This window comes from Roseibium sp. (assembly GCF_965276855.1).
Taxonomy (GTDB): domain Bacteria; phylum Pseudomonadota; class Alphaproteobacteria; order Rhizobiales; family Stappiaceae; genus Roseibium.
This window is the reverse complement of sequence record NZ_OZ255700.1, coordinates 4,443,508-4,456,581: the sequence shown is the minus strand read 5'-3', so window position 1 is coordinate 4,456,581 and position 13,074 is coordinate 4,443,508. Positions and strand designations below refer to the sequence as shown.

10 protein-coding genes and 1 pseudogene are annotated in these 13,074 nt (G+C 58.4%); 6 read left to right on the top strand and 5 right to left on the bottom strand.

Annotated elements, in window-relative coordinates:
* Positions 1–773 precede the first annotated feature (773 nt).
* Complete coding sequence (locus tag ACQY4Z_RS20470) at positions 774–1,670, bottom strand: DMT family transporter (protein WP_428524371.1); 897 nt, start codon at positions 1,668–1,670, stop codon at positions 774–776.
* 111 nt (positions 1,671–1,781) lie between these two features.
* Between ACQY4Z_RS20470 and ACQY4Z_RS20465 the strand changes: the two genes are divergently transcribed.
* Positions 1,782–2,354 (top strand): TetR/AcrR family transcriptional regulator, encoded by a 573-nt coding sequence (locus ACQY4Z_RS20465; RefSeq protein ID WP_428524369.1) that lies wholly within the window; start codon positions 1,782–1,784, stop codon positions 2,352–2,354.
* 282 nt (positions 2,355–2,636) lie between these two features.
* Positions 2,637–3,857 (top strand): 6-phosphofructokinase, encoded by a 1,221-nt coding sequence (locus ACQY4Z_RS20460; RefSeq protein ID WP_428524367.1) that lies wholly within the window; start codon positions 2,637–2,639, stop codon positions 3,855–3,857.
* A 422-nt stretch (positions 3,858–4,279) separates the two neighbouring features.
* Here ACQY4Z_RS20460 and ACQY4Z_RS20455 read toward each other — a convergent pair whose 3' ends face one another.
* Positions 4,280–4,738: an Lrp/AsnC family transcriptional regulator gene (locus tag ACQY4Z_RS20455; protein ID WP_428524365.1), complete on the bottom strand. Its 459-nt coding sequence runs from the start codon at positions 4,736–4,738 to the stop codon at positions 4,280–4,282.
* 113 nt (positions 4,739–4,851) lie between these two features.
* Between ACQY4Z_RS20455 and ACQY4Z_RS20450 the strand changes: the two are divergent.
* Positions 4,852–6,057, top strand: a pseudogene (locus ACQY4Z_RS20450) (methionine gamma-lyase).
* Positions 6,058–6,060: 3 nt separating this feature from the next.
* Here ACQY4Z_RS20450 and ACQY4Z_RS20445 read toward each other — a convergent pair.
* The gene (locus tag ACQY4Z_RS20445; RefSeq protein ID WP_306150079.1) at positions 6,061–6,528 is read right to left on the bottom strand and encodes an Lrp/AsnC family transcriptional regulator; all 468 of its coding nucleotides are present in this window, start codon (positions 6,526–6,528) and stop codon (positions 6,061–6,063) included.
* Positions 6,529–6,655: 127 nt separating this feature from the next.
* On the opposite strand from ACQY4Z_RS20445, the gene ACQY4Z_RS20440 reads away from it, so the two are divergent.
* Together ACQY4Z_RS20440 and ACQY4Z_RS20435 are read left to right on the top strand one after the other, a co-directional pair.
* Positions 6,656–9,037: a 1-deoxy-D-xylulose-5-phosphate synthase N-terminal domain-containing protein gene (locus ACQY4Z_RS20440; RefSeq protein ID WP_428524363.1), complete on the top strand. Its 2,382-nt coding sequence runs from the start codon at positions 6,656–6,658 to the stop codon at positions 9,035–9,037.
* Positions 9,038–9,264: 227 nt separating this feature from the next.
* Positions 9,265–9,546 carry an antitermination protein gene (locus ACQY4Z_RS20435; protein WP_428524361.1) on the top strand — a complete coding sequence of 94 codons (282 nt, stop codon included), beginning with the start codon at positions 9,265–9,267 and terminating at the stop codon, positions 9,544–9,546.
* On the opposite strand, the gene ACQY4Z_RS20430 is transcribed toward ACQY4Z_RS20435, so the two are convergent.
* Both ACQY4Z_RS20430 and ttcA read right to left on the bottom strand, forming a co-directional pair.
* A complete protein-coding gene (locus ACQY4Z_RS20430; protein WP_428524359.1) occupies positions 9,540–11,141 on the bottom strand; it encodes a DUF427 domain-containing protein in 1,602 nt (533 codons plus the stop codon). The genes ACQY4Z_RS20435 and ACQY4Z_RS20430 overlap by 7 nt on opposite strands.
* A gap of 54 nt (positions 11,142–11,195) precedes the next feature.
* On the bottom strand, positions 11,196–12,137 hold the full coding sequence (ttcA, locus tag ACQY4Z_RS20425; protein WP_428529620.1) for a tRNA 2-thiocytidine(32) synthetase TtcA: 942 nt from the start codon (positions 12,135–12,137) through the stop codon (positions 11,196–11,198).
* Between the two features lie 211 nt (positions 12,138–12,348).
* Here ttcA and ACQY4Z_RS20420 point away from each other — a divergent pair, with 211 nt between their 5' ends.
* Entirely contained in the window at positions 12,349–13,038 is a 690-nt protein-coding gene (locus ACQY4Z_RS20420; RefSeq protein WP_428524357.1) for a ZinT family metal-binding protein, read from the top strand.
* Positions 13,039–13,074: the final 36 nt, after the last annotated feature.

The following is a 13,074-nucleotide window of genomic DNA, read 5'->3' as shown; positions in this document are numbered from 1 at the left end:
AAAGGGGCGGTTTTCTGCCCCTCAGACTGCCGACAAAGTCCGTTAATTCCTCCTGCGTCATGTTCGGACTTGTTCCGAACATCCATAACCTATTGAAAAGTATGGACCCTCGGCACAAGGCCGAGGGTGACTATTGAGAGGTATGAGGTTTGTCATCACGCTCAGGGGCAGTTTTCTGCCCCCTTTTTTGTTCGTTGCGCCCCTGACCTTGCAACAGCCCCTTTGGCATATGGAAGGTCATCCCGGCCAAGCGCAGCGCAGAGCCGGGATCCACTCGTTCCCAGAGCGCCAGCTATCCAAAGACCTTAGCCGCCGGAACAGTCAAAACCAACCGTTTCAGCAAGCAGCCCCGCGAGTGGGTCCCGGGTCTCGCAATGCTCGCCCGGGATGACGCCGGCGGGACGGTCGGCAACGCGCTTCTCCCCTCTCTCCGTCATCCTCGGGCTTGACCCGAGGATCCAATCCGTTTCCTCGCCCCACGCAAGACTGATCGAATGGACCGCTCACGGCATGGATCCTGCATCAAGTGCGGGATGACAGCGGAGGTTGTGGTGGGCAGTCGGAGAGTCGTTTGCGCGTTCTTTTTTGATCGCGTGGCGGAAGGCAAACTCGGCGCAACGCCGTTTCGTTTCAGATCGATCTATACGGCAGAAGTAGGCCCGGTAGGGGAACTGTAGATTTCGGCTCATAGCCGTCATTTGTGCAAAGCGCAGCAAAAGACCGAAGCGGGCTCTCACCACAGATCGCTACGGTTTACTCGGATGTCTGATGTTTCAGGGTCTATTGCGGTGCCAGTTTAAAACCGGCTCAAAGATTCCGGCAGCAGAAATCAAAATCACCCCTGACAATTCCCTTAATCCAAATGGTTCGCCTGCCCAGAGTGCAGCCGTAATTGCGGCAGCGCTGATTTCGGTCATGAAAAGGATCGCGATCAGACCGGGGCTAAGAACCGTCGCGCCCCACATTATCGCGAATGCGGGAGGAATTACCAAAAGGAGTGCCACGGGGACCATCCAAAGCAAAACGCTTCGCATCGTTTCCCAATCCGGCATTGGCCCAGTGCCCTCCAACGGGACGATGAGCAAAAGGAGCGAAGCGACACTTCCCCACGCAAAATAGGACAGCGTGAAGTCGATCCCGTTTCCGTCCTGGTCTGATTTCATGACCACCGCTGCGGCGGCCCAGATGAGCCCCCCGGCAATCCCCATCCAGTCGCCAGCGCTAAGACCACCGCTGATCTCTGTGTCGGCTCTCACGATGATCAAGAGCCCTAGCAACCCCAAGCCGATGGTTGCCCAACGGGGCATTGTAACGGGCTCCCTCAGCACGAGCCAAGCCAACAATGTGCTCCAGATCGGTGTCAGATAGAAAAACAGCGTTGCTCGGACCACCTCGGTGAAGATGAGGGCTCCGGCATAGCAAACGAGTGCTACACCCGCGAGTATTCCAGCAACTTGCAAAGGCCAGCCACCGTCCAAGATTTGACGACGGCGAAGGAAAATGATGGGCAAGAGCAGAAGCGCGGGCAGCACGTAGAAGACGACAACGGCCCAGGCTCCGACGAACCCTGCATCATCTAGCGCTCTCAATGGGATCCAGAAAATGCCCCATGCAACACCTGCCGCTGCGACTGACACCATCGCGAACGTTTCGATAGTTGATCGTTCCATCGACACTCAGATAACCTATCAAGTACTTGATAGGCAAATTCATAGGCGCTTGACCCTGCACCGATCAAGCCCCTATCAAGTACTTGATAGAGGTATTGGGCTGACGGATTGATGGGAAACGAAAAAGCCTCCGAAATACTGCTCGTAACCCGCAGAGTTATGATGGAGCGGGGTTATAATGGGTTTAGTTTCCGCGACGTTGCCGCCGGCGTGGGCATCAAGAGCGCGAGCATTCATTACCATTTCCCGACCAAGGCGGATTTGGCCGAGGCCGTTGCAAAGGATTACCGGGAGTGGTGCTTAAGGGCTTTGGCGGATTTGTCCGCACCCGATGCACCCGCGCTCCTCACCGCCTACGGCAACCTGTTTGTTGCCATGTTCAAAGACACTGGAAGTGTCTGTCTGGGCGGTGTTCTCGCAACGGATGCCGCGACGCTCCCGCCGTCGGTCAAAGCCGAAGTCGAACGGTTCTTTCTGGGGCATCATGAATGGCTAAGTACGGTCCTCCAAACAGGACAGAAAAATGGCGAGATCAGACCCGACCTTGATCCAATCGCATTCGCGAGGACGTTTGTGTCCAGCATGGAAGGAGCCATGATGGTCTCGCGCGCCACTGGAAACCCACACCATTTGACCGAGACGATTGATCAACTCCTCCATTTGGTGCGACCGTTGTCGCGGTAAAGCTTAAATGAAGCGATACCCGATGTTCGGGATCTGACTTTGAAAGACCATTGCGTCCGCTCTGCGGACTAATGTGCAGAGTACAGCGAACGTCTGCTGTCCGCCCAAATCGGTCCTTCTCTCCCTCCCTCAAAGAACGGCCTCTTTACGAACTCAACTAAGAACACTCGAACGAACTGTTTGCTGCGCAAAGCAGTCCCTCCCCACTCCCCCAACAAACCCCTTGTCCGGTCCCCACCAAAAATGCCAATTAGGGCCCTGAAAAACTAAAAGGACATCTCGATGTTTCACGGCAAGGTGCTGGTCGCGCAAGGGGGCGGGCCGACCGCGGTTATCAATCAATCCATGGTCGGGGCGGTGCTGGAAAGCCGCAAATTCCGCAGCGTGGAGCTGATCTACGGCGCGGTGCACGGCGTGCGCGGCATCCTGGACGAGAATTTTTACGATCTCACCCAGGAGACCACCCACAATCTGGAGATGGTCGCCAACACCCCGTCCTCCGCGCTCGGCTCGACCCGCGACAAGCCGGATCTGAAATACTGCCAGGAGATCTTCAAGGTGCTGCGCGCCCATGAGATCGGCTATTTCTTTTACACCGGCGGCAACGATTCCTCCGACACCGTGCGCATCGTCAACGATGAGGCGCGCAAGGCCGGCTACGATCTGCGCTGCATCCACATTCCCAAAACCATCGACAACGACCTGGTCGAGAACGACCACACGCCGGGCTTTCCATCCGCTGCGCGCTACGTGTCCCAGGCCTTCATGGGCATCAATCTCGACAACGCCGCCCTGCCCGGCATCTATATCGGGGTGGTCATGGGCCGCCATGCCGGTTTTTTGACCGCCGCCTCGGCTTTGGGCAAGAAATTCTCCGACGACGGGCCGCATCTCATCTATATGCCGGAGCGCACCTTCGACATCGATCAGTTCATCAGGGAAGTCCGCGAGGTCTACAACCGCCTTGGCCGCTGCGTTGTTGCGGTCAGCGAAGGCATTCATGATGCGTCCGGCGAGCCGATCATCTCCAAGCTTTCCCAGGAAATCGAACGGGACGCGCACGGCAATGTGCAACTGTCGGGCAGCGGCGCGCTCGCCGATCTTTTGACGCAGAAGGTCAAGGACGCGCTCAACGTCACGCGGGTCCGGGGCGACACGCTCGGCTATATCCAGCGCAGTTTTGTCGGCTGTGTCTCCGATGTCGACCAGCATGAAGCCCGCGAAGTCGGCGAAAAGGCGGTGCAATACGGCATGTTCGGCGACCGCGACGGCTCGGTGACCATCAAGCGCGCCGGCCATTACTCGGTCGATTATGAGCTGGTGCCGCTGGAAGCCGTGGCCGGGAAAACCCGCACCATGCCCGATGCGTTCATCTCCGCCGCCGGCAATGATGTCACCGATGAATTCCGCATGTACCTGCGCCCGCTTCTCGGCTCCGGCATGCCCGACGCCCACCGCCTGCGCCCCAACAAGGTGCCGAAAATCCTGGCGGCCGGGTCTTAAGAGCCGGCAAGTCCCTGCGCCGTGGCCACCTCTCTATGGTAGCTAGGCTCTCGCCTTTGGTACACGCCCCCTCTCCCACTGGGAGAGGGGGGCAAACCTCGGATATCCAAAAAACCTCTGCCCCTCATCCGGCGCAAGCACCGACCTCTCCCATGGGGAGATGTAACTTTCCACGCGAATAGGACGTTGCCTCATATTCCCTTCTCCCCCCTTGAGGGGGAGATGTCTCCGGCAGGAGACAGAGGGGGTATAAGCCAATCATATTTTTCGTTTTTTGTTGTTTGGCACAGGTTATCCCCCCCTCTGTCCGCATGTTCGGACATCTCCCCCTCAAGGGGGGAGAGGAGTGCAAGCGGCGACCTTGGATTATCTCCGTAATCCGCAGTGTTCGGGATTTCCCCCTTGTCCAAAGCCCCTTGGAATCAATCCACCCGCGGAAAGACGCCCGTTTTCTTCACAAAGCCATAGACGAAGCTGGAATCGATCGAGGCGATGCAACCTATGGGGTGGATGCGGTGGCGGATGAAGTCCTCATAGGCATCGAGCCCTGAGACGACGACCCGCAGCTGGTAGTCGGTGGCCCCCGTCATCACGACACATTCCAAAACCTCGTCCATCGCCATGACCCGGCTTTCAAAATGCTGGACGTCTTCGGCATTGTGCCGCTCCAGCCGGATGCGCACGAAGACGGTTACCGGCAGGCCGTAAGCCTTCGGGTCAACCTCGGCCGTATAGCCCTTGATCGCCCCGCTCGCCTCCAGGATCTTCACCCGGCGCAAACACGGCGACGGCGACAGGTTCACCTTGGCGGCCAGTTCCTGGTTGGTCATGCGGCCATTTTGTTGCAGTGCACGGATGATTTGCCGGTCTTTCGAGTCCATTTCGAGGCCTTGTTAGCAGATTATGCCAATAACTAATCCCTTGATGGCATAATTTGAAATCTATTGCCATCGCCCTCGGCCCATCATGTCTTCAATTCAACGAGGGGACTTTTATGACCGATCATCTCAAGGGCTTTGCCACCCGCGCCATCCACCACGCCTATGATCCGCTGCAGAACGAGGGTGCACTGACCCCGCCGCTGCACCTGACCTCGACCTTCGCGTTCGAAAGCGCGGAAGCGGGTGGCGAGATGTTTGCAGGCGAGCGCGCCGGTCATATCTATTCGCGCATTTCCAACCCGACGCTGGACCTTCTGGAGCGCCGGATTGCACTGCTGGAAGGCGCGGAAGCCGGGCTGGCGCTCTCATCCGGCATGGGCGCGATCACCGCGGCCCTGTGGACGCTGCTGTCGCCGGGCGATGAAATCATCGTCGACAAGACGCTCTATGGCTGCACCTTTGCCTACATGCATCATGGCCTGTCCAAATTCGGCATCACGGTCACCCATGTCGACCTGACCGAGCCAGACAACCTGATCCCGGCGATTAGCGGCAAGACGCGGGTCGTCTATTTCGAAACCCCGGCCAATCCGAACATGCGCCTCGTGGATATTGCGGCTGTCTCCAAGATCGCCCATTAGGCGGGTGCCACCGTGGTTGTCGACAACACCTATGCGACGCCCTACCTCACCCGCCCGATCGAGCTTGGCGCGGATCTTGTGCTGCATTCGGCCACCAAATATCTCGGCGGGCACGGCGATGTGGTCGCCGGTTTGATCGCTGGCCGGGCCGAACAGGTTCAGGAAATCCGGCTTGTCGGCATGAAAGACATGACCGGCGCCGTCATGGCCCCGTTCAATGCCATGCTGATCCTGCGCGGCCTGAAAACCTTGGCCCTGCGCATGGACCGCCACTGCGCCTCCGCCCAGCCGGTCGCCGAGTGGCTGGAAGCGCACCCTGCTGTCGGAGAGGTTTACTTCCCGGGGCTGGAAAGCTTCGCCCAACATGATCTTGCCAGGCAGCAGATGGCCAAACCGGGCGCCATGATCGCGTTTGAGCTGAAAGGCGGGCTGGAAGCCGGGCGGTCCATGATGAACCGCTTGCAGATGATCGGACGCGCCGTGTCCCTGGGCGATGCGGAAACCCTGATCCAGCATCCGGCGACCATGACGCACTCGACCTACACGCCCGAGGAGCGAGCCGAACATGGCATTACAGATGGTCTTATTCGTTTGTCCGTTGGCCTGGAGGACATTGAGGACATCCTGACGGATCTTGACCAGGCGCTGTCAGGTGTTCCTGCATCTATGGCCGCTTAAGGCTTAAGGTGTTCGCGCAACGCCGGATTTAACCCTTCTGAGCGGGATGGAGCTTTCGATATTGGCAACTCCGGGCACCTTTGTGAGCTTGCCGGTCAAAAACGCTTCAAAGGCGGCCAGTCCAGTGGTCGCCACCCGCAGGAGATAGTCCCGGTTGCCAGTCATCAGCCAGCAATCGACAACCTCCGGGAAAGCCTGAATGGCGGCTTCGAACTGATCGAGCGCCGCATCGACCTGCTTGTCCAGCTGCACGGAGACGAAGACGGACACTTCATAGCCGAGCTTCATCTCGTCGATCAGCGCGCAATATCCGGTGATGATGCCCTGATCTTCGAGCTGTCGCAGCCGGCGGGCAACGGGTGTTGCACTCAGCCCGATCCGCTCTGAAAGGTCCTGTATCGAAATACGGCCATCCCTGCGCAATTCGCGCAGGATCTGAATATCAAATGCATCAAGCGCGCCGGAAGTCACCAAATTTACCCAAATCCATAGTGATAACCGGCAACAGATAGCCTGATGTGGCGAGAGATCGCAAGAAACCAACTGAGGTATCGCGCTATATTTGCGCTACGGCATGCCTTTGCGGGAGTTTGGCAGAATGAAAACCACCCATCTGAAGACCATTGAACAGCGCCTCTTGTGGTTGTCGCACTGGATGATCCATCACGCAAACCACATCCGGCCAAAGGTCGATGGCATCAAGATCGGCGGACACCAGGCCTCATCAGCGTCGATGGTCTCGATCATGACGGCCCTCTACTTCTCCGCGCTCCGCCCGGAAGACCGGGTCGCCGTCAAACCGCACGCCTCGCCCGTGTTCCATGCGATCCAGTATCTGATGGGCAATCAGACCCGCGAGAACATGGAGAATTTCCGGGGCTACGGCGGCGTGCAGAGTTATCCATCCCGCACCAAGGATGTCGACGATGTCGACTTTTCAACCGGTTCCGTCGGCCTTGGCGTTGCCATCACCTCCTTTGCCTCTCTGGTTCAGGATTTTATCGCAGCCAAAGATTGGGCGGGCGACCAGCCACTCGGCCGCATGGTGGCGCTCGTGGGGGATGCCGAACTCGACGAGGGCAATGTCTACGAAGCGCTTCAGGAAGGCTGGAAGAACGATCTGCGCAACACCTGGTGGGTGATTGACTACAACCGGCAATCGCTCGATGGCATCGTCCGCGAAGGCCTGTTCGAGCGCGTTGAAAAGATCTTCGACGCCTTCGGCTGGGACGTCGTCCGTGTCAAGTACGGAGCTTTGCAGCGTGCGGCGTTTGAGGAACCGGGCGGCGACAAACTCAGAAGCTGGATCGATGCCTGTCCGAACCAGGAGTATGCCGCCCTTACCTTCATGGGCGGCGCGGTTTGGCGCAAACGCCTGATGGACGACCTCGGCGACCAAGGCGATGTCAGTGCCTTGATCGACCGCCGGAGTGATACCGAACTGGCAGCACTGATGGAGAACCTCGGCGGCAATTGCGTAGAGACGATGGCTGAAACCTTCGCGTCGATCGCCCACGACCGTCCGACCTGCTTCCTCGCCTACACGATCAAAGGGTGGGGCACGCCGATTGCCGGGCACAAGGACAATCACGGCGGCCTGATGAACAAGGCCCAGTTCGCCGATTGGCAGGCTCATATGGGTGTTCCGGAAGGCGCCGAGTGGGAGCCCTTCGCAGCCGTTGATCATCCAGAAGATCTGCAGGCTTTTCTGCAAGACGTCCCGTTCTTTGCCCGTGGCACGCGCCGGTTTGCCGACGCCAAGCTGAGTGTGCCGGATATCTCCCTCGACACGGCGAAGTCGACATCAACGCAGGCAGCGTTCGGCAAGATCCTCGATGATCTTTCCAAAGGTGACAGCGCGCTGGCAGAGCGGATCGTGACCACATCGCCGGATGTCACCGGGACCACAAGCCTGGGCGCCTGGGTCAACCGGCGCAAGCTCTTTGCCCGCGCCGCGCAGGCGGACGCGTTCATCGAGCACCGGATCCCGTCCACGGCCAAATGGGAGTTTACGCCAGACGGCCAGCACATTGAGCTTGGCATTGCCGAGATGAACCTGATGCTGCTCTTAGGCGCAGCTGGTCTGTCGCATTCCCTATTCGGCAAACGCCTCATTCCAATTGGGACCGTCTACGACCCCTTCGTCTGCCGCGGTCTCGATGCCTTGAACTACGCCTGTTATCAGGACGCCCGCTTCATTCTGGTCGGTACGCCCTCCGGCGTCACGCTGGCGCCGGAAGGCGGCGCGCACCAGTCGGTCGGCACGCCCCTCATCGGCATGAGCCAGGATGGTCTGGCAGCCTTTGAACCGGCCTTTGCGGATGAGCTTGCCGTTATCATGCAATGGGCCTTCGAATACGTTCAGCGCGATGGCGATGGCCAACCGGATGAGCGCACATGGCTGCGTGACGAGACCGGTGGATCTGTTTATCTACGTTTGACCACCAACCCGATCGAGCAACCGGGCAAGCGGGTCGATGAAGACTTCCGGCAAGGAGCCATTGACGGGGCCTACTGGCTGCGCAAGCCCGGTCCGAACTGCGATGTCGTCATTGCCTACCAGGGTGCGGTCGCGCCCGAAGCGATCCGTGCGGCCGGCATGATCGGTGAAGCGCGCCGGGACGTCGGGGTTCTCGCAATCACATCAGCCGACAGGCTGAATGCCGGTTGGACTGCAGCCCAGCGCGCCCGCTCCCGCGGCAACAAAGCGGCCACATCGCACATCGAAACCCTGATGTCCGGCCTGCCCCGGCACTGCAAGGTCATCACGGTAATCGACGGGCATCCGGCAACGCTGTCCTGGATTGGGGCGGTGGGCGGTCACCAGACGATCCCGCTGGGCGTGGAGCACTTCGGCCAGACCGGCACCATCGGCGATCTCTACCGGCACCACGGTCTGGACGCGGCAGCCATTGTCGAAAAAGTGCAAGGCCTGACAGAAGGAAGACCGGCACCCAATTACGGATTGGCTGCCGAATAGCTGCTTGCTTTCGGCCACCACAAACGCTCTTAATTTCCGTTTATCCCATGTTTAGCGTTTCAGATATCCCCTGAAACGCCGGCGTTATTCGGCAAAAATTGCCGAATCGCCTAACATGAACGCAAGGTGAATGCCGGATTCAGGGTGAGTAAAGGTGCGTTCCGCCATTCTCCGTCCATACCTCAGCGCCCCACGTGATCCGGGGCCAGGACATGGGAACGGGGACTATGAACAAGTTTGCTTACGCAACCGTCGCAGTGGCCGCAGTGATCGGCGCAGGATTGACTTTCGAGTTGGTGATGCCCACTCCGCAAGACAGTGAATTGCGCCGGGTCGAATGCCAGGCCCTCACCATGTTCACCCCTTCCCGCACCAAGAGCGCCGATGAACTTTGCGAAAACTACGGCGGCGTTGCCTTGAAGGATGCTGAGCCAAGCAAAGAAGGGCTGGTGATCCTGGTGCGCAACCAGCCAGTTGGCGGTTTCGCAGGCAACCCGAAGGTTCAATAACCGCTTTCAGACGTGGACTGCGCTCCCGAGACGGTATGCGCAAACGCTTCGACATCTTCCTGGACATTATGAAGGTCAAGCGCGCCCAGCCGGTCCATCGGCTTAGCAGTCGCATCGGCAACTTCCCGAGACATTACAACGGCATGGCCGCCGATCTTGCCATACTCCCCAAGCCTCGCGGCGATGTTGGCAGCGCTTCCGATGACCGTGAAATCGAGCCGCTCCCGCGACCCGACATTGCCGTAAGTGACCTCACCATACGCGATGCCGATCGCAGAGGTGAGCGGATGATGGTCGGTCCCCGCGACATCGGCCAGTTTCTCGACAATCTGTTCCGCGCTTTCAACCGCTTGAGCACAGGCCCTTTGATTGCCCTGACTGGCCTGAAAGATCGCCAGCACCGCATCCCCGATAAATTTCAGGACCTCGCCCTCATGAGCATTCACAATGTCGGTGGCGACTTCAAAAAACCGGTTGAGCTCCCGCACATAAGCTTCCCGGCCAAGCTCTGTTTCAAGCCGGGTGGAGTGCCGCAGGTCGCAAAACAGGATCGCTGCGTCAATTACATCGCCATCTCCGCGCCGAATCTCCCCGCCAAGAACGCGGGCTCCGGTCCTTTTGCCCAGATACGTCTCGAGCAGGGAGGTCGCATTGGATGTGAGCGCGAACACCTCGAACAGGCGGCTGATCAGGGCCGAGCATTCAAAAACCAGTCCGAGATTGGCGGTCGTAAAGCCGTTCGGATGATCGCTGGCAAGGGTCAAAACATTGACGCGGCCGTCCGAAAACGGCAACGGCATGGCGACATAATCCGTCACGCCTTGTTTGCGGAAATCCTCCATCACCGGAAAGCTGAACTCGTCCGGGTTGGTGTCGAGCTTTTGCCGGATGCCGCCCAGCCCATCAGCCACATGCCTGAGCGGGCTTTCCTGAAAGATCGGGCTTTCCATGAGCTCATAGGAAGGTTGCCGGCTATCGATCGTATCCCCCTCCCGGTTCCAGATAATATGCCGGCCGGCGATCATGGGATGGAGCGACCAGACGAGAACACTCATTCGCCAGACTGCAACGCCGTCAGCGACCAGCCGCTTGCCCAGCGCGGCCAACAATTCTTCAGGAGACTTGGCCGTCCAGGCCTCGCGCAAAAGCCAGTCTACGGTCGGGCCTGAAATATTGCCGCCAAGGATCGTGTCGATCGCCGATCCGTTCTGGGTCACCTGCAACCCGTCTGCCGGCATGAAAGCAAGGCATCCGTCCACGGCCTGTCCTTCCGGCAAGGCATTGGGATACCGCCAGGCCCCGTTTTCCAGAACGCGAGCGCCCACGTGGACATGACTGTAAGAAGCCGTACCCTTGAAAGGGCAGAACGTCCTGTGCTCTGAGGCCGGTTCCAGTTTGGCAACAATGTCTTCTTCTGGAAAATAGACCACCGGCGGCAAACGCGTTTCATACATCACCCGGGCACGAGTGGAGAGCGCTAAAACCTCACCACCAAGTGACGCAACGGTTTCCCCAGCAAGTGGCTCCACCACGATGGTGTAGTCGTTCGACGTTAATTGCGGGCGCGCTGTCATGCCGGAAAGATAGAAACGCACCGGAGCAATGTCCAGCAATCCAGCGATTCGGGTCCGCAGGCAGGTTTGTTTCGGTTACTCAGCTGCAAAGAGCTTGGCGGTCATGGCAAGACTCGCCCCGCACGGCTCTTCCGCTTCACCGCTGCTCTCTTCCCCGGCGCCTTCCTGTGGGCGCAAATTCACAAAGTCATAGAGCTTACGATCAAGCAGATGCGATGGCCGGGTGTGGCCGAGCGCGCGGGCCATAACACCCAGACGGCCCGGGGTTTCTCTTTCCCAGGCTTGGAGCATGCGTTTGACTTCCTCACGCTGCAGACCGTCTTGGGAGCCACACAAGTTGCACGGGATGATCGGGAACTCCATGCCGTCGGAAAACTTTTGGATGTCGCGCTCCGCCGCATAGGCAAGCGGGCGCAAAACCAGAAGATCGCCTTCATCGTTGATCAGCTTGGGCGGCATCGACGCGAGCCGCCCGCCATGAAACAGGTTCATGAAAAACGTTTCAAGAATATCGTCGCGGTGGTGACCGAGGACGATGGCCTCACAGCCCTGCTCCCGTGCCACGCGGTAGAGAATGCCCCGGCGCAAACGCGAGCACAGCGAACAATAGGTTCGATGCTCCGGGATCTTGTCGGTGACAATAGAATAGGTGTCCTCGCGCACGATGATGTGGTCGATGCCGTTGTCTTCAAAGAACTTCGGCAGGATCTCCGGCGGAAAACCCGGCTGGGCCTGGTCGAGATTGCAGGCGACCAGATCTACCGGCAGCAGCCCGCGCCACTTCAGCTCGATCAAAACCGCCAGGAGCGTGTAGCTGTCCTTGCCACCGGACAGACAGACCAGCCACTTTGGCCGGCTGGTCTCCGATGCCACCTCCGGCACCATCCCGAAATCGCTGATGGCTTCACGGGCCTGGCGCAGAAGCCGCTTGCGCAGTTTCTTGAACTCAACGCTCGACGGCGCTTTGCGCAAGAGCGCTGGAACGTCGATGTTCGTGCTGTCGGCAATGTCGTTCATGATCTGATGCCCTGGGACCCTGTCCGGAAACAATTGACGGCTGACATACCGGATTGCGGTCTCAAGGCCAAGAACTCTGGGCGGATTATTCCCCTCCATCATCGACCACCCCAGTCTTGGCCCAATTTCTCGGTTGCCAGACCTGTCATAAATGACTAGTGGTTTATATGTTATGTAATAACATTACATATCTTGTAAAAAGAGGTTTATCGTGAAGTTTCATTCGTCTGCAGGTCTTCTCCAAGCAACTGCTCTCAAGTTGGGTTTGGCTCTGACTCTTTTCGCTGCTGCGCCTGTCGCAGCTAGCGAAAAGGCGCAATCAAAAGACCACACTCACAGTCACTCTCACGGGTCCCATTCCAAGAAGTCAGAAATCTACAAAGGCTACTTTGAGGATGATCAGATTGAGAACCGGTCCCTCTCCGATTGGGCGGGAAATTGGCAATCGGTCTATCCGTATCTGACTGAAGGGACACTGGACCCGGTCATGGACCACAAGGCCGAACACGGCACAAAAACTGCCGGTGAGTACAAGGACTATTACCTGATCGGCTACAAGACCGACGTCGATTCCATAGTCATTGACGGAGATATCGTCCGCTTTGTCAAAGACAGCGGAACCGCTAGCGGCGCCTATACCTATGACGGTTACGAAATCCTGACCTACAAAAAGGGCAATCGTGGTGTTCGCTACATCTTCCAAAAAGTGTCAGGCGATGAAAGTGCGCCGGAGTACATCCAGTTCAGCGACCACAAAATTTCACCGGCAGCAGCAGATCACTACCACCTTTACTGGGGAGACGATCGGGCAGCCCTTTTGAAAGAAGTGACCAACTGGCCAACCTACTACCCAGCTGAGCTGACCGGTCAGCAGATTGTGGAAGAAATGGTGGCCCACTAAACCGTCTCTCCACGGCGCCCTTGAAAATACATCCCC